The organism is Cyanobacteria bacterium GSL.Bin1, from assembly GCA_009909085.1.
In the GTDB taxonomy this organism is placed as follows: Bacteria; Cyanobacteriota; Cyanobacteriia; order Cyanobacteriales; family Rubidibacteraceae; genus Halothece.
This window is the reverse complement of the sequence record JAAANX010000042.1, coordinates 13,348-29,895: the sequence shown is the minus strand read 5'-3', so window position 1 is coordinate 29,895 and position 16,548 is coordinate 13,348. Positions and strand designations below refer to the sequence as shown.

16 protein-coding genes, 3 pseudogenes and 1 riboswitch are annotated in these 16,548 nt (G+C 43.6%); of the genes and pseudogenes, 7 read left to right on the top strand and 12 right to left on the bottom strand.

All coding sequences use genetic code 11. The features are described 5' to 3' along the window. Positions 1 to 341 precede the first annotated feature (341 nt). The gene (gene gshB / locus GVY04_04080) at positions 342 to 1,307 is read left to right on the top strand and encodes a glutathione synthase (GenBank protein ID NBD15332.1); all 966 of its coding nucleotides are present in this window, start codon (positions 342 to 344) and stop codon (positions 1,305 to 1,307) included. Between the two features lie 66 nt (positions 1,308 to 1,373). Next, positions 1,374 to 1,865 (top strand): DUF4870 domain-containing protein, encoded by a 492-nt coding sequence (locus GVY04_04075; GenBank protein NBD15331.1) that lies wholly within the window; start codon positions 1,374 to 1,376, stop codon positions 1,863 to 1,865. On the opposite strand, the gene cobW is transcribed toward GVY04_04075, so the two are convergent. The 3 genes from cobW to GVY04_04060 form a co-directional block, all read right to left on the bottom strand. After that, complete coding sequence (gene cobW, locus GVY04_04070) at positions 1,862 to 2,917, bottom strand: cobalamin biosynthesis protein CobW (protein NBD15330.1); 1,056 nt, start codon at positions 2,915 to 2,917, stop codon at positions 1,862 to 1,864. The two genes, GVY04_04075 and cobW, sit on opposite strands and share 4 nt — an antisense overlap. A 70-nt stretch (positions 2,918 to 2,987) precedes the next feature. Further along, entirely contained in the window at positions 2,988 to 3,560 is a 573-nt protein-coding gene (locus GVY04_04065) for a DUF2808 domain-containing protein (GenBank protein ID NBD15329.1), read from the bottom strand. 13 nt (positions 3,561 to 3,573) lie between these two features. Beyond that, positions 3,574 to 4,284: an urease accessory protein UreJ gene (locus GVY04_04060; protein ID NBD15328.1), complete on the bottom strand. Its 711-nt coding sequence runs from the start codon at positions 4,282 to 4,284 to the stop codon at positions 3,574 to 3,576. Positions 4,285 to 4,602: 318 nt separating this feature from the next. Then, positions 4,603 to 4,756, bottom strand: a riboswitch (cobalamin riboswitch). Between the two features lie 218 nt (positions 4,757 to 4,974). Here GVY04_04060 and GVY04_04055 point away from each other — a divergent pair. After that, the gene (locus GVY04_04055) at positions 4,975 to 5,352 is read left to right on the top strand and encodes a DUF1823 family protein (protein ID NBD15327.1); all 378 of its coding nucleotides are present in this window, start codon (positions 4,975 to 4,977) and stop codon (positions 5,350 to 5,352) included. 277 nt (positions 5,353 to 5,629) lie between these two features. On the opposite strand, the gene GVY04_04050 is transcribed toward GVY04_04055, so the two are convergent. Genes GVY04_04050 through GVY04_04040 form a run of 3 tightly spaced genes read right to left on the bottom strand, consistent with a single transcriptional unit; the run spans position 5,630 to position 8,330 of the window. Next, complete coding sequence (locus GVY04_04050) at positions 5,630 to 6,079, bottom strand: hypothetical protein (protein ID NBD15326.1); 450 nt, start codon at positions 6,077 to 6,079, stop codon at positions 5,630 to 5,632. A 10-nt stretch (positions 6,080 to 6,089) separates the two neighbouring features. After that, on the bottom strand, positions 6,090 to 7,205 hold the full coding sequence (locus tag GVY04_04045; GenBank protein NBD15325.1) for a mechanosensitive ion channel: 1,116 nt from the start codon (positions 7,203 to 7,205) through the stop codon (positions 6,090 to 6,092). Positions 7,206 to 7,241: 36 nt separating this feature from the next. Beyond that, positions 7,242 to 8,330, bottom strand: a complete 1,089-nt coding sequence (locus GVY04_04040; protein ID NBD15324.1) for a mechanosensitive ion channel — start codon at positions 8,328 to 8,330, stop codon at positions 7,242 to 7,244. Between the two features lie 17 nt (positions 8,331 to 8,347). Between GVY04_04040 and GVY04_04035 the strand changes: the two genes are divergently transcribed. Further along, positions 8,348 to 9,943, top strand: coding sequence for a universal stress protein (locus GVY04_04035; protein ID NBD15323.1), 1,596 nt, complete (start codon positions 8,348 to 8,350; stop codon positions 9,941 to 9,943). 68 nt (positions 9,944 to 10,011) lie between these two features. On the opposite strand, the pseudogene GVY04_04030 reads toward GVY04_04035, so the two are convergent. From GVY04_04030 to GVY04_04010, 5 genes and pseudogenes are all read right to left on the bottom strand, one after another. Next, positions 10,012 to 10,107, bottom strand: a pseudogene (locus GVY04_04030) (IS982 family transposase). A 9-nt stretch (positions 10,108 to 10,116) separates the two neighbouring features. Beyond that, on the bottom strand, positions 10,117 to 10,866 hold the full coding sequence (mreC, locus tag GVY04_04025; protein NBD15322.1) for a rod shape-determining protein MreC: 750 nt from the start codon (positions 10,864 to 10,866) through the stop codon (positions 10,117 to 10,119). Between the two features lie 109 nt (positions 10,867 to 10,975). After that, positions 10,976 to 11,146 carry a hypothetical protein gene (locus GVY04_04020; GenBank protein NBD15321.1) on the bottom strand — a complete coding sequence of 57 codons (171 nt, stop codon included), beginning with the start codon at positions 11,144 to 11,146 and terminating at the stop codon, positions 10,976 to 10,978. Between the two features lie 136 nt (positions 11,147 to 11,282). Beyond that, positions 11,283 to 11,876: a TerD family protein gene (locus GVY04_04015; GenBank protein ID NBD15320.1), complete on the bottom strand. Its 594-nt coding sequence runs from the start codon at positions 11,874 to 11,876 to the stop codon at positions 11,283 to 11,285. Positions 11,877 to 11,890: 14 nt separating this feature from the next. After that, positions 11,891 to 11,977: pseudogene (locus GVY04_04010) on the bottom strand (chemical-damaging agent resistance protein C). A 244-nt stretch (positions 11,978 to 12,221) separates the two neighbouring features. On the opposite strand from GVY04_04010, the gene GVY04_04005 reads away from it, so the two are divergent. From GVY04_04005 to GVY04_03995, 3 genes and pseudogenes are all read left to right on the top strand, one after another. After that, positions 12,222 to 13,367, top strand: a complete 1,146-nt coding sequence (locus tag GVY04_04005) for a 4Fe-4S ferredoxin (GenBank protein NBD15319.1) — start codon at positions 12,222 to 12,224, stop codon at positions 13,365 to 13,367. Positions 13,368 to 13,471: 104 nt separating this feature from the next. After that, entirely contained in the window at positions 13,472 to 15,175 is a 1,704-nt protein-coding gene (locus GVY04_04000; GenBank protein NBD15318.1) for an AAA family ATPase, read from the top strand. A 10-nt stretch (positions 15,176 to 15,185) separates the two neighbouring features. Beyond that, positions 15,186 to 15,935: pseudogene (locus GVY04_03995) on the top strand (matrixin family metalloprotease). Between the two features lie 26 nt (positions 15,936 to 15,961). Here GVY04_03995 and GVY04_03990 read toward each other — a convergent pair. Continuing rightward, entirely contained in the window at positions 15,962 to 16,540 is a 579-nt protein-coding gene (locus tag GVY04_03990; GenBank protein ID NBD15317.1) for a Uma2 family endonuclease, read from the bottom strand. Positions 16,541 to 16,548 lie beyond the last annotated feature (8 nt).

The following is a 16,548-nucleotide window of genomic DNA, read 5'->3' as shown; positions in this document are numbered from 1 at the left end:
AGTCAAGTCACGATTCATGAACGGATCAGCTCTAGTGTATCGCTTGTCTAAAATTATTTCATTATTTATACCTCGTCAATTTTTTTTACTAAAAATTCCTCAATCAGCTCTGCAATAATTGATCAGAATCACCAATAAAGCTGAAGCATAAAAGGGGGTCTAACTTCCTTCGTTTGTCTATTTTCATCGAATCAGCAGCCCTGCTTAAAGGAAAAGTATTGAGAATAACAATGAAGACGCGATTAATTGCTCATTTCAGTTCAATTTTGAAATAATAACAATCATTGAAAGATGTATTGCTAATAATCTTTTACAAACTGAAACTTGGCTAAACAATTAAGATGAAACTTGCCTTTATTATTGATCCACTGTTCCAACTTGATCCAACTCATGACACCACAGTTGCTTTTATGGAAGCCGCCCAAGCCCAAGGTCATGAAGTCTGGACAACCTCCGCCTCTTATTTGAGCATTGTCCAATCTCAAGCTTGGGCACGACTCCAACGAATTCACCTTACTCCTGTGAGTTTGCAAGATAACCATTGGGTCGCACAGAAAGAGTGGTATCAGTGTGGAGAATGGAAGTTACAACCGCTGACACAGATGGATGCCGTGTTTATGCGCACCGATCCGCCGGTGACGATTCCTTATCTTTATGCAACGCAAATCTTAGACTTATTAACGCCAACTGACACATTAGTGATTAATTCACCGCAGGGGTTGCAGAAAGCCAATGAAAAACTCTATGCTATGCGTTTTCCAACGGTGATTCCAGAAACCATTGTCAGTGAAGATAAAAAAGTAATTCGCGAGTTTGTGGAACGAAAAGAGGGTGCTGTTTTAAAACCGCTAGCCGGGAAAGCGGGGGAAGGAATTTTATTTTTAGAGAAGCGCGATCGCAATCTTAATTCTTTAATTGAAATTAGCACGCAAAATGGGCGAGAACCTGTAATGATTCAAGCCTTTCTCCCGGAAGCGAAAGAGGGAGATAAACGAATTATTTTATTAGAAGGAGAACCAATTGGTGCTATTAATCGCATTCCCACTAGCGGCGAGTTTCGCGGCAATATGGCAGTGGGCGGACGGGTGGAACCCGCAGCGATGACGAGGCGAGATCGAGAAATTTGTAGCGCGATCGCGCCTACTTTATTGGCCGATGGTTTATTTTTTGTGGGGATTGATGTGATTGGGGGGTATTTAACAGAAATTAACGTCACTAGCCCCACGGGGGTGCGCGAAATTGACCGCCTGAACAATGTTTCTCTGGGTCAGCAAGTGATGGAATGGTTACAACAAAAGAAAGGGTAAAACTTAGCGCTTGAGACATGCTACCTTAGCAGTGAATCTGGCTGAAACTAAAACCTTCCCACCCAGATGAGTAACTCCTTGGTTACGGCAATGGTAAAAGTTACACAAGAAGAAGTCCGTTGGGCAATCGTCTGTCATCTGGCGGGCTTGATTTGGATTCCACTGTACTGGCTAGAATTTCCCATTCCTCTAATCAATATTATTGTTCCCGGTTTAATTTGGCTGGTCAAGCGAGAAGAATCCGAATATGTCGATTTCCAAGGGCGAGAAGCTCTCAATTTCCAGATTGCCCTTGTGGGTTATAGTTTGGTGCTGTTTTTTCTCGGCGTAATCGGCTTTTTTATTTATTTAGCCATTTTTGGTGCTGAGGTGAACAGCTCTTTGGGCGCAATTGCACTAGTAATAAATGGGATTGATTGGGCAGGGCGGGGTGTTGCTATCCTAACGACATTTTGGAGTTTAGCACTGGTACCCAATGGCGCCGTAAGAGCAAAAAAGGGACAGATGTATTTCTATCCCTTAACCCTTCGCGTATTTAAAGCCCGGCGCGATCGTTAATGGAGAGAAGGAACAACTTCCAGGAGGCTGGCTTTAACTTGACCTTCATCTAAATTTCGTCCAATCAAAACCAGACGCGTTTGGCGAAGTTCATCCTTCTGCCAAGCGCGATCGTAAAATGAGTCTAAGTGCTTGCCTACCCCTTGTATAACCAGACGCATCGGCTTATTAGGAACATTGACAAAGCCTTTCACACGATAAATTTCCGCTTCCTTAAATAAGACTTCTATGCGTTCCATTAATGGTTTTGGTTCAAAAGCCTCATCTAAAATCAATTGCACCGAATTAATATCATCATCATGTTCGTGTTCTTCTTCGTGGTCATGATGGCTAGGGCGACTGTCTAAGTTTTCTTCCACCGAAGCATTAAAGCCCAGTAAGATATCGGCAGGCACTTGCCCGTTATAGCAAGGAACAATATTGACGCCTGCTGGCAATTCTTGTTTCAACCGCTTTTCAACTTTTTTCCGTGTTGCCGCATCCACTTGATCCGCCTTGGTCAGTAATACCAGATCGGCACAGGCTAGTTGATCTTCAAATAACTCCTCAATGGGGGTTTCATGCTCTAGATTGGGATCAGCTTGACGTTGCGCTTCGAGAGCGTCTAAATCTCCTACCAATGCCCCACTGGCTAAGGCGGCACAATCGACCACGGTAACCACCCCATCTACGGTTGCACCATTGCGAATTTGCGGCCAACGGAATGCCTGAACCAGGGGTTTCGGTAGCGCTAGCCCAGACGTTTCTACAACAATGCAATCAATATCATTCCGGCGTTTGAGGAGGGCTTGCATCGTGGGAAAAAATTCCTCTTGCACAGTGCAACATAAACAGCCATTGGTCAGTTCCACAATATTATTACTGGTCTGTTCATCCTCATCACAAATTTGGCAACTGCGAAGTAAGTCGCCGTCAATACCCACTTCGCCAAATTCATTGACAAGAACGGCAATTTTGCGTCCTTGATTATTTTGCAGTAAATGTCGCACCAGGGTCGTTTTGCCAGCACCTAAAAAGCCTGTAACAACGGTGACAGGGATTTTTGCAGCCATATTTACTCCTATTTTTTTGTCTGAATATTCTTTGTATTTGAGCTCTCACCCTTCAACTGAGAGCTAACAATCAACGAGTTCTCATTGGGAAATTGGAATCATTGCTACGGTCGTAAAACTGGATCCGTCTGACCCCTAAATACAATTCTTGAACGGTATCCCCTGCCGGAAAGGCAGTAATCCCAAACAAATAAGCACCACCATATCTGGGATTTTTTCTCGGTTGCAGTCCAATGGTGAAAGTGGTTCCCGGTGTCACGGGAGTTTCAAGTTGCACGGTAATTTGACGGTTATTCTCGCTTTGGGAAACATCTGCAAGCGCGATCGGTTCTTGTTTATCGCTAGCAGTCCCGACAAAGGCGGTGCTTTGGTCTAAGCGCAAGGGAATATCATCTACCCCACCCCGTTGCTCAATCATTATTTTCCCCAGCGGTTCACCGGCTTGAGAGGGAAGGGTGAGGGTGAAATAGTAAGTTGCCCCTCGCATTTGGGTTTCATTAAAGGTGGTTTTCGCCTCTTCCAAGCGGGGAGGTGCATCAAAAAATACGGTTCCGTCTAAACGTTCTCCTGCCCAACTCGCGGGCGCTAGCAGGAGAACTGTACCGCAAACAAGCAAACCAGAAGCAATGGACGGAACAGGCATGAGCTTGACCTCCTTAGATGACAGACGTGACAAAGACGACTCCCATTCCCATTATTCCACAACCAATTAATCGCGTGAGCGGAACGCTGGGGGTGCTCACTTGGGCGAGTAATGTTTGCGCCAGTTTATAGCTTCCTAAAGCAATGCCCAGTTGGATCAACGTAAACCCGGCTAAATAAGCAACCAGTGGGGTCATTTCAGCGCCAACAACCGCTTCTCCATAAGCATAACCATGAAAGATTCCCGCGATCGCGCTGCCCAAGGCAATCAAAAGGCTATAACTAAAGGATTCTGCCTGATTATTATGATTACTTTCACCCACCACATTATGACTTTGGAAGAGGACTAAAAAACCGCCCATTGCTATCACAGAAGCCGCAATCATCACTTCTAATAGAGGAAGGTTAACCCCTTGCAAATGAAGTCCGGTTCCCGCTATTGCCGCCATGACAAAGCCTAAAGGAATCATCCAACCCCGCTTTGTATTCGCAGCGACTAAACCACTGGCAATGACAAAAGCCAGATGATCAAAGCCGATTACAGGGTGACCTAAACCCGATAAAAAGCCTTCCCACCAATTGTTAGGCGCTTCTCCAGCAAACGGATGGTGGGCAACCGCCGGTTGCGCTAGGCTGAGTAGAGCAATCAGAGCGAGTAAACCAATGGTTAAGCGCTTCCAAAACCGTTCATCATTCGTCTGAATGGCAGATAGAATTTTGTTCATGATGATTCATTCCTTATGATTAGAGTTAAAACATACGGGATCATGGCCAGAGACGCTCTTAATCCCCGTTGTACGAAGATCAACTACTGGGGTGCAAAGCGGACTCTCCACTCAAAGAAGTTGGCGCTGAGTTTTCATAAATTTCTCATCCAACGCGCTATCCGTAGTGAGCTCAACAAGCAATTTCCTTCAACTTCAGATTGCTTAAGATAACGGTCTGACTGTTCCCATCGCAAGTAGCATTGGTTGCCACTGGGAAATTAAAAAAATAGAGATTGTCGGTTATAAACCGCATCTGTACCTCGCAGAATGCTTCTAGTCGGTTGAGATGTCTTAGGCGGGTGTTCTGACTGAGAAATTCTGAGCAAAAACAAATTTCATCACAGTTGCGGGACAGTGTCGGCCCTACACCGAGCTTTCCCCTTTACTTCGATTGCCTTTTTTAATCGAAACCTAAGCGCAAACATTACTATACCATGCTGTGGGTCAGGAAGCGCGATCGCTTAAGGGTTATCCGTCTGGGAATGAGCTATTTTCTTTTCGTTGACATTCCAGTCGAGTTGTACTTTTGTTTGAGATCAATGATGAAAGTTAGCTCAGTTATACAATTAGGTCAGGATTAATTGACGACTAATGATTTGGTCTTGAACAAACTTGCTCTTTTCTACTCACAAGATAAACAAGATAATAATGTTAGATTTACCGCCTTTGAATCAAGAAACGATTTGGGGGATTCTCCAGGAAGAACTTTCGGATGCTACTGTCAATCAACTGGTTTGGTATTATTTGGGGTATCGCTACGATTCCAAGCGGGAAGAATGGCAAAATGATTTGGTTCCCCCGGAGTGGCGAGACACTTATCCCCAGCCTCCCGATTTTATTGAAAGTCGCCCTGCTACCGTCAAATTGACCCGTTCCATTGCCAAACCCAATAAACAACTCCTCAAGGAAAAATTAGGCTTTAAAGGCTATAAAATTGGCGACTTTGGTCCCCGACAAACTCGACGCGCCACCATGGCTAATTGGCTACTTAGCCATATGCAGGAAGAGGGATTATTAGAAGAATAAGTTCTAAACCGTATACTTTGTAATAATTATCAAAGTTTTTCTCCAGAGTTCTTGCGGTTATAATGGCTACGCCAGTTTCTGTAGAGAATATCCCATGAATTCTCTTCTACGTTAGAGATTAGACCGGGCGTGATCCCTTAAAGATGAAGGTTGGCAATGGTAGCAAAAGAGAGTGCTGTGTTTCATCCACAGCACTAACTTAAGCAACATAAAAACCACATAGATGAACTAAGTCTTTTATAGCATTAATTTAAATCACTGTCAAATTATGCGGATATTACATATTTGAGGTTGCTTTTCCATTAGTAGATTGTTCAGGTTCTTGAATTTGCTCTTGTAAACGTTCAATTTCTCGTTGGTTAGAATCAACGGCACTATTTAGATTTTCGAGATTTTGAGGAATCTGTTCTCGCAAGCGTTCCATTTGTTGCTGTTGTGTATTCAGTTGTTGTTCTAAAGCATCCAATTGTTCTTGGAGTTCAATTTCCGTTTGTTCAAATTCTTGAGCTTTGCGCCGTGCCGTTTGTTCTTGTAGGATTAAGCGGTAGGCAAACCATCCGGACACACCAATTGTAATTAGAATTGCCACAATTAACCCACCAATTAATGTTTGTGCTGATGCCTGTAACTGCTCTAATTTTACTTCCAACTCTTCCACAGTTTGCGATAAGTTTTGAGATCTAGAAGCTTCTGGATTGTTATAGTCTGAAAAAGATTGTGGATTCATGGCAATTCACCTAAAGCGACATGGGCGAGTCGATATAGACCACAGGTTCAGGAGTGGTAAATTTAAGATTGTAAGCAGCTAGTTTATGCGCGATCGCGCTATTAGCTAATTCGAGAAGGCGTTTACGCAAGCCGAGAGAACTTTCATCCACACTAGAAATAAAAAAGATAATTCGTGCTCGGGTTCCGGCTTGATAATCAGTGCTACAAAACTGGACATGAATACTTGCTTTGGTAAATCCCCAAAATACATTACTCGCATCTTGTACCACTTGTTTAACTAAAGCCCGTTCTCCATTATCTAAAACTCTTAAAAAATCTAAGCATAACATAGCAACAATTTTTTTCCCGCGACTGATGTTTTCAATATTTTTTTCTGCCATTAATGAGTTGGGAACGATGGTAATCGTATTTGTTGCCACCATACGAATTTTAGTCGAACGTAAACCAATAGATTCAATCCGACCATAAGCATCTTCATCATAAGGATTAAAACTAATGCGGATATATTCGCCAGGGCGATAGGGACGATCTAAATAAATTTCAAGAGTGCCAAACAAGCGACTCAGCGTTTGTTGTGCCCCAAAAGCAATTGCAACCCCACTAATGCCTAAACTAGCAATGAGTGCAGTAATATTGAGTCTTAAACCAATGGCAAAAATAATTCCTGCTGCAATTACGATAACAACATAAATCAGGGTTTCAAAAATTAAAACGACTTCATTAACTTCCCCAAACCAACGTTGCACTAGACCAATCACTGTCCGCCGAATCAATTGACGACTGATTTTGAGGGCAATCCAAGCCAGCGTGACGGAAAGGGCAAAATAAATAAAGAAACCCAGAAATTTATACAGTTCTTCATACTCGGCAAGTAAGTTTAACGCTAACGCTAGAAAAGACAAAGTTCCTGCAATTGCAATTAAATTCTGGAACGATTTAATAAATTGATCATAGGTATGCCTGGCATCAATCGCAATATAACGTTGGGTTAACAGTAAACACCGCCAGATTAATCTTGGTAAAAATCGACCCACAAATGGGGAAACGATTGCAGCCAGAGAAAAGCATCCCAAGCGCAACATTAATACCAAAACATCCTTTAGAATATCCCATTCAATCTGCACAATTCACCATCACTTTTCACCAACAGTCAGAGATTACTAAATTGTCATTTCCTGAGGAACATCGACGGTTGTTTGTTCGCAGTTAAAGGCAATGCCGTAAATTTCTAAACGGTTCACGATATTATCACGGGCAATTTCGAGTAAGCCTCGGCGTAATTCCATGGAAGTATCCGCTGCACCTAAAATAAAGAAAATAATATCAGCCCGAACACATTGGTCTCCTCCGCGCTCAACAACATCTTTAAAATTAACTTGGGTTAACTCACTATCAATCCCTAAAATATCATCAGTACTTTGGAAAATAAATTCCTGAATCAGAGCTTTTTCATTCTCAGATAAACGACTAAAGAATGTCAAGGTAATCATGGAAATCACTCGTTTTGCACGGGTTAAATTTTCAATATTTTCCTTGACTAAATTACTATTGGGGATGACCGCTAATGTATTTTTTCCTGAGAGACGAATTTTTGTAGAACGCCAACCAATAGACTCCACTTTACCGAGAGTACGATCTTGAAGATGAATGTAATCATCCACACTGAAAGGGCGGTCAATTAATAAGACAATACTCCAAAGAATTTCTTCAATCACTTTCTGGGAGGCAAAGGCAATGGTGGCACCTGCAACTCCTAAACTAGCAAGTAAGCCAATCAAATTAATTTGATGGGTTTGGGCAAAGCAAAAGATAATAATAAGAACGGTCGTGGCTTTACTTAAATATTCCCCTAAGGCAAACAGTTCACTATTAATTTTCGTTTCGTCTTCAAGGGCGACCCCCAATAGATAATTCTCGAATAATTTATCAATGACTTTAAAGCTAAAGAAACAAACATCAACTGCGACAAACAATCCTAAAGGAAATTCTAACCATTCCAACCAAGTAGGACTGGGAAGTCGCAAAAAGGCGGCATCGAAAGCAATAATGATAATGGTTAAAACCAGCCAAATCTTAAAAGAAGGACTGGTGTTACGATAAATTTCGCCAGGGGCAAACCGTTTGATGAGAGCTTGAGAAATTTGAAAGAAGGGTAAATAGGATAAACCAGCAATTAAAAGAGAACTAAGAAACAGAACAACTGCTAGAAAAAAGAAAATACTGAGTTGTAAGGGATTAATCGAATTCACCAAATTGTCCAAACCGAATGCTCGCAAGTTTTATTTTAATCTTACTATTGGGATTTCTAGGCGGAGAACTGGTCCGCCGACTGGGAACGCCTCCCTTACTGGGAATGATTGCAGTGGGGATTCTCCTCGGTCAAGAATTGACCCATTGGCTTGACCCAATTGTAATCACTCTCGCTGACGATTTACGAACGGCAGCTGTTATGGTGATTTTAATGCGGGCAGGATTAGGATTAGATCAAGAAAAACTATGGCAACAGGGGAGTGTAGCGTTACGGCTGGGGGTTTTACCCGCTTTAGCCGAAATGAGCGCGATCGCGCTGTTTTCCATGCTGCTTTTTGATTTTAACCTCTGGATGGGTCTTTTATTAGGCTGTGTCATCAGTGCAGAATCCCCCGCAGTGATTGTTCCGGGAATGTTACGCCTCAAAAGTTTAGGGTGGGGGGTGACCAAAGGTATTCCTGATGTCATCTTAACGGGGAGTGCCTTATCCGATGTGTTAGTTCTCCTCATTTTTAGCCTCTTACTGAATTTTCTGGGACAAGGGATAGAAGCAAACTCTATCACCTTACTGCCTTTCCAAGTCCTCTTACAAATTGCTGGTGGGGTCATCATTGGCTATGCTATGGCTTGGCTGATTACGCTAGTTCTCGCTAAGTTTAAATTTGCCCAAAACCCGGTTCATGAACTGATCATTGTTGCCAGCCTTGCCTTAGGATTAATTGTCCTTGCCGAAACCTTCCCTTATTTTTCCGGCTATCTCGCGACGATGGCATTAGGCTTTTTCCTGATTGAATTTGATGCCCCTTTAGCACGACGGTTACGGGTAGAATTTAATCAGCTTTGGATTGTCGCCGAAATTGTTTTATTTGTCTTACTCGGCGTTAGTTTGAAACTCGGTGTTTTAGCTAGCGTTTTCCTTCCCGGTTTAGCCATTTTAGGCTTAGGCTTACTGTTTGGACGCAGTATCGGCTGGTATCTCTCCACTGTCGGGAGTAACTGGAATTGGCGAGAAAAACTCTTTTTACTGCCTGGAAATTCGGCAAAAGCCACGGTACAAGCTGCCATTGGGGCAATTCCTCTATCCCAAGGTATCGAAGGGGGAGAAATTATTCTTGCTTTGGCTGTATTATCCATTCTGGTAACCGCACCTCTGGGGGCGTGGGCAATTCCCCATTTTGCTCCAAAATTACTCGAAAAAGGAGAAGTTGACCCGACAAAAGTTACAACTACAGAAAAAACTCGTCTTCTTGCTGCTATTGATACTTCTCCTCTGGCAACAGACGTTTTGAAAAAAACGGGAGATTTAGCCAGAAGAACGAATGCAGAAGTCATTGTTCTCCATGTGATTAGCCATCGCGATGAAGAAAAAACAAATGAGTTAAGACAACTCAGCCAAAAACTGCTGGCTGATATTCCTTACCGCTTTACCACCAGTAATGGGGTTGTCGGGACAGAAATTGTGGAAACCGCTCAATTTTTAAGAGTCAGCGACATTATTATTGGCAAACGGGGACATCAACCCTTAGACAAAGTTTTAATTGGTTCGATTTCGCAAACAGTGTTAGAAAGCAGTCCCATTCCTGTCATCTTGGTTGAAGAAAACACATCCTGAAAGGTGCGGAGTTTGCGCACGGGAATACTATGCCCCAAGTGAATATCGGTTCCGGTCGGGTCAATACCTAAAGTTGAAGGAACCCACTCCACGAAACGTTGATAACTGGGAATACCAGGGAAAGCTGAATCCCAGTGCTGTTTAACTTGATTCAGAATTCTCAGCTGACCTTATTACTCATGATTTGTCTTGGGTTGAACAAAAACCCATTCCAATTCTTCCATGGGAACATTGAGAGTGATTGTTGCTTCGGGTGCGGGGGCTTGATCTAAATTGAGAGCTGTTACTTTTCCCACTGGAATTCCTGGTGGAAACAAACGACTTGCAGGAGAGGTCAAGACACTATCTCCTACTTTTACATCGGGTACTTTTTCAAAAAAACGCATCACTACTTGTTGCTCTCCTTCACCCCGAATAAATCCCATATCACGGCTTCGACTAATAATCGCTCCGACTCGACTTTTAGGATCGCTAATCAGTAAGACTAGGCTTGAGTGAGGCGTAACCTGTTCTACTCGCCCTACCAACCCTCCTAATCCGGTAACAATATCTCCTTGATGAATCCCCTCATTCTTACCCAGACCAATTGCCATCTGTTCCCACCAATGATCTGCACTGCGGCCAATAATTGGGGCGGTTTTTAACGGTGTCGAATGATTTTCAAGATATCCTGAGAGTTCCTTTAAGCGTTGATTTTGTTGTTGTAATTCCTCAACTTGCTGCTCCAGCTCTTGAATTCTGGCATTGGTCAATTCTCTTTGTTGATTCGCTTGCGCCATTTCAATGGGGCGTGTTAGCCAATAATATAATTCATAAATAGGCACAGCTTGTGTCTGTCGAATGATTCCTGCTGTTAGCAAGAGCAATCCAACTAAGATCAATTGTGAACCATACCGACCCCACCACCGACGAAGTGAAATCATAACCTCCTTTTAAAAGTTACATTGGCTAGATAGGAGTGTTTTAAGCGTGAGTGAGCGATTGTCTTTACTAACTAGAAATAGAGGATTACAAGTACTAAGCGACCCGAAGTTAACGGTGTGCATCTGTTTCAATCGGTCCGCCGTGAGACAGCAATACCCTTTGAAAATCGCAACTCAGGATACGCTCTAAGCAATGGCGAACTCCTCTCTGATCGCCCCAACCTAACTGGTATTCAGGAGCTGGTTGGGGTTGATGCCACAGTTGAAAGACCCATCTCATCCAAAATTGTAAAGTCCAATTCGGATTTGGGGTATAGTTGATAAAATTTTCAGTAAATCTGCTAACAGTAAGGTTCGACTCAGTTGGTGGAGATAGACAAAAATTGATCAAGTGATAACAATAGCCAATTTTTCACTTACAGATAATGATTAACCACTTGTTGTAAGCCATCTAGTTCCAGACCATTGCCAACTGCAGCCATTTTCCACTCATCATTATGGCGATATACCTCAGCCAGTAGCATACTGGTTTTACCTTGATAGTCATTTCCAGAAAGGGTGTAACGGGCAATTTCTTGGTTATTGTCTAAGTCAACTAGACGCACAAAGGCATTTTCCACTTGTCCAAAATCGTGTTTTCGTTTAACAGCATCATAGATATTGACAACAAAAACGAGTTTCGCAATTTCTGTAGGAATTTTCGGTAAATCAACGATAATTTGCTCATCATCCCCTTCTCCTGCACCTGTTAAGTTATCTCCTAAATGGGTAATTGATCCCGATTGATGACTCAAATTGCCAAAATAAACAACATTCGAGTTGCCTTTGAGCTGATCGTTTTCATCGAGACACAACACTGAAGCATCGAGGTCATAATCCGCTTTAAACATGGAATTTAAGCCTCGGGAACGATCAACCACATCCCAACCTAAAGCACACATTAATCGGCTTAAACTTGGCGCTTCTTTTTTCAGTGAAATCCGTTGTCCTTTTTGTAAGTTGATACCCATCTTTTCTAGTTTTTCTAGTTGTAGTAACGATTCAGAATAGCTTGTAACCCACCTTCATAACCCGCACCAACAGCGCTCATACGCCATTGTCCATCTTTCTGAGGAGACGCGTTCTCCTTTTTTTAAGGAAATCCCCATAATCAACCTCTGTTTTGGCTAATTGGGTTTAGTTTAGCAAGAGATCCTCTTTATTTAATAGTCCTGCATTGTAGATTAAAAAATATTTGGCGGCGAGGGTCCTTCTCTGAAAATTTAAGATCGAAAATTATTTGCAATCTTCAGTAACCATTGAGAAAACTTGATGCCCCCTCCCCAATTTTGCTGAATCGCTATAACATAGGAAGTGTGAACGATATGTACTTCCCTTTACAATCTTTACAAGCAGGACACTGGTTTAAGCTGATTTGTGGTGCCAGTTATCAGCATCTCCCGGCAGTCAGACAGCTCAGTTTGGTCTATGCCTTAGCCGGTGCAGATTGCATTGATGTGGCTGCCGATTCTGCAGTTGTAGCAGCAGCCAAGGAAGGATTATCCGTTGCAGAAGCATTACAGGAGCGCGCGATCGCGCAAGGCTTTCTGACGCAAGGTCGTCCTTGGTTAATGGTCAGTCTTAATGATGGAGAAGACCCTCATTTTCGTAAAGCGACGTTTAATCCTGATTCGTGTCCCATAGATTGTCACCGTCCTTGTGAAGCGGTTTGTCCGGCAAATGCCATTGATTTCTCCGGTGTCATTACTGATCGCTGTTACGGTTGTGGACGTTGTTTACCGGTTTGTCCCTCGCAACTGATTACCACCCAATCGCATCAATTGTCTGCGAGTACGGTGGTTGAACAGTTAAAGGAATTCAACATTGACGCGATCGAGATTCATACCCAAGCTGGACGAGAAAGGGAATTTCAACAATTGTGGGAGTCCCTGCAGCCAATTCTGCCTCAACTGAAACTTCTCGCCATTAGTTGTCCAGATGACCCCAAATTAATTGACTACTTAAAAGCACTCTATCAAATCATTTCTCCCTTACCTTGTCCTTTAATTTGGCAAACCGATGGCCGACCCATGAGTGGAGATTTAGGGATGGGAACGACGCGCGCCACGGTCAAGTTAGCACAGAAAGTTCTACACGCCAACTTACCAGGCTATGTGCAACTGGCAGGAGGAACCAATCAACATACCGTAACCAAACTCCATTCTGAAAAACTACTCAACGTTCCTCCTGATTTTCCTCAGTCTTATGTTGCAGGAATTGCTTATGGCAGCTTTGCTCGTTCTCAGTTAAGCTCATTTTTAGAGTCTCTAGAGCAGTTTTATGACCCCAATTCAGCACTTGGAAGCAATGGATCTTCCTTGCAATTAGAAAATCATCCTGAATTATTATGGCAGGCTGTCAGCCAAGCCGATACTTTAGTATCCCAACTGAAACGAAATCGACAGCAAGCAAAGACAAACCCACTTACCACGAGTGAATCGCGAACTGAATTAACCTGTTAAAAACGTTTATGGTGAGCCAAAATCAACGCCAATCGGATCAGCAAAATCAATTTGATCATGATGCTGTAAACAATACGGAAAAGGAAAAACCTTTATTTCAACGGATGCAGGTGACTGATGACTTGGATGCTTTACTCGCCACCTTGCCGCCAGAAATTTCTAACCACTTGACCCATCATCCACAGCGCGGGGAATTGATTGAAGTGGTCATTGATCTGGGACGAAAGCCGGAAGCGCGCTTTGCCAATCATTGGGAATACCTGAGTGAGGCAACGGTCACTCGCGAAGATCTTCAATTTTGCAGCGATCGCGTGGGGATGTTTAGTGGCGATAACCGAGCAGGAATTGAACGGACTTTACACCGCATCAGTGCTATGCGCAACCGCACTGGAGAAATTGTGGGTTTAACCTGTCGCATTGGACGGGCCGTTTATGGCACCATTGGCATGATTCGTGATTTAGTGGAGACCGGTCGGTCTATTTTGATGCTCGGTCGTCCTGGTGTGGGGAAAACCACAGCACTGCGGGAGATTGCACGGGTGTTGGCGGATGATTTAAATAAGCGGGTAGTGATTATCGATACCTCTAATGAAATTGCGGGCGATGGCGATATACCTCACCCTTCCATTGGACGGGCGCGACGGATGCAAGTGGCAAGCCCCGAATTACAGCATCAGGTAATGATCGAGGCAGTGGAAAATCATATGCCGGAAGTGATTGTCATTGATGAAATTGGCACGGAATTAGAAGCCTTAGCCGCCCGTACCATTGCCGAACGGGGGGTGCAGTTAGTCGGTACTGCCCACGGCAACCAACTGGATAATTTAATTAAAAACCCCACCCTCTCCGACTTAATTGGCGGCATTCAAGCGGTTACTTTAGGGGATGAAGAAGCGCGACGCCGGGGTTCACAAAAAACGGTTTTAGAACGCAAAGCCCTTCCTACCTTTGATATTGCGGTGGAAATGCTGGAAAGACGACGTTGGGTGGTTCATCAAGACGTGTCAGTTACCATTGACCAACTCTTACGCGGACATGATCCGGTAACGGAAGTCCGGTCAGCGAATGAACAGGGGGAAGTGGAAATTTCCACCCAAGGCGGTCAACCGCCAGGAATGAATGGGAAAAATCGCTTGCAAAATCCGGTTTTGCCCCGTCCCACAGGATGGCGTGCTTCAGGACAAATGACCCCCGTTGATCCATCGCCACCGCACAATCCGGAATTTGAGCAGATGTTGGATCAATCTTGGCAGCAACCAGAAGGACCAACGGAAAAAGTTCGCACACCGGGTCCGAATGGGGAAGATTGGCCGGTTTATGTCTATCCCTATGGCATTAGTCGTAACTTGTTAGATCAGGTGCTGGAATTATCCAAATTACCCATCGTACTGACTAAAGATATTGATTCGGCGGATGCGGTGATGGCGCTGCGATCGCAGGTGAAGAATCATTCCAAGTTGCGTCAGATGGCAAAAACGAAAGAAGTCCCGATTCACGTGGTCAAATCCAATACCTTACCGCAAATTAGCCGTACCCTGCAGCGTTTACTCGATCTTGATCCAACCACTTCCGAAGGGATGGATTTGCGGATGTTTAGCGAAAGTAGCAATCAAGACGAGATTGAAGCGCTAGAAGAAGCAAGGTTAGCGGTGGAACAAATTGTCATTCCCAAAGGACAACCAGTAGAATTACTCCCTCGTCCGGCAAAAGTCCGACGGATGCAGCATGAACTTGCCGAACATTATCGCTTGAAATCCGATAGTTTCGGGGAAGAACCGAATCGACGTTTACGGATTTATCCTGCCTAGTTGTCAAGTTATGCACCAGCGGACACTTATTAAAATGACTGTCATTGCTATTGTTACGAACGGTCTGATTTTGATCGCTGCAATGACAGTTTCTTTTTTTTACTCTGTGGATGCAGAAAGTGTTCCCTCCCAAGCCTCGCTTCCTCCTTTACAATCTCATCCCCTTCCTCCTGCTTTAGCACAATGGCAGAGTGCTTTGGAAGGGGGGGATTATTTTTCAGCGGTTGAAGAGAGTCCGTTGGGTTATTTGATTTGGTCTGAGTTTCCTGTGAAAGTCTATCTTGATTTAGGGAGTGCTTCTCCAAGCGATCAACGGTTGCAAGAGTGGGTCAACGCAGTCACGACAGCCCTTGCGGAATGGGATGAATATTTGCCTCTAAAAAGAGTGGATAATCGCGCTGAAGCGAATATTATTATTGCGCGATCGCGCCCTCCCCTCAATACTACTCGTAACCCAGAAACCGGATTAATCAGGTTTTCTCGCGCTCGTAATGCCCGCACCCATTATAAGTTTGATTTAGCAGGGAAACAATTAATTCACCGCATGAAGATCGAAATCAGCCCCCACCAAAGCCAAGCCCATACCCTAGCGACAGCACGTCATGAAATCGGTCATGCTTTAGGGATTTGGGGACATAGTCCGCATCCTGATGATGCCTTATATTTCTCCCAAGTGCGACAATCCCCTTCAATTTCGCCTCGCGATATCAATACCCTGAAAAAAATTTATCAACAACCTACTCGCTTAGGCTGGAAGATTGTTTCTCCTGATCAGAGCAAGAATGTTTATTCCCAAACTAAACTTAAATCTAACGTAAATTCGGGCAAAACTTCTTCTCCAGAAACTTGTTGTGGATTATCTAAAACTTCTGTGGCTTTCCCGGGATGATAAATTTCCACTTGTTTGTCTAGGGGGTTAATTAACCAACCGAGTCTAACTCCATTTTCAATGTATTCCCTAAGTTTCGCTTGTGTCTCGGTTAAGGAATCGGTTTCCGAGCGTAATTCTAAGACAAAATCAGGCGCAAGATTGGGGAATTTTCGCTTTTCTTCAGTTGATAGATTATTCCAGCGTTCTTGTTTGACCCAAGCGACATCAGGAGACCGAATCGCACCATTGGCTAACTTAAATCCAGTAGAAGAATCAAATACTTGTCCGAGTTGTTTCCGGCGATTCCAAATAATAAATTCACCAATGAGTTCAGCATTACGGTTCCCTGTTTTACCTCCCGTTGGCGACATGATAATTAAGTTCCCTTGTTGACTTCTTTCAAACTTTAAGTCAGGATTGGCTTGCGATAATTGTAAGAATTGCTCATCATCAAGCCTGACAATAGGCTGTAATTTCACCGTGTAAGTATTCATGGGTCTGT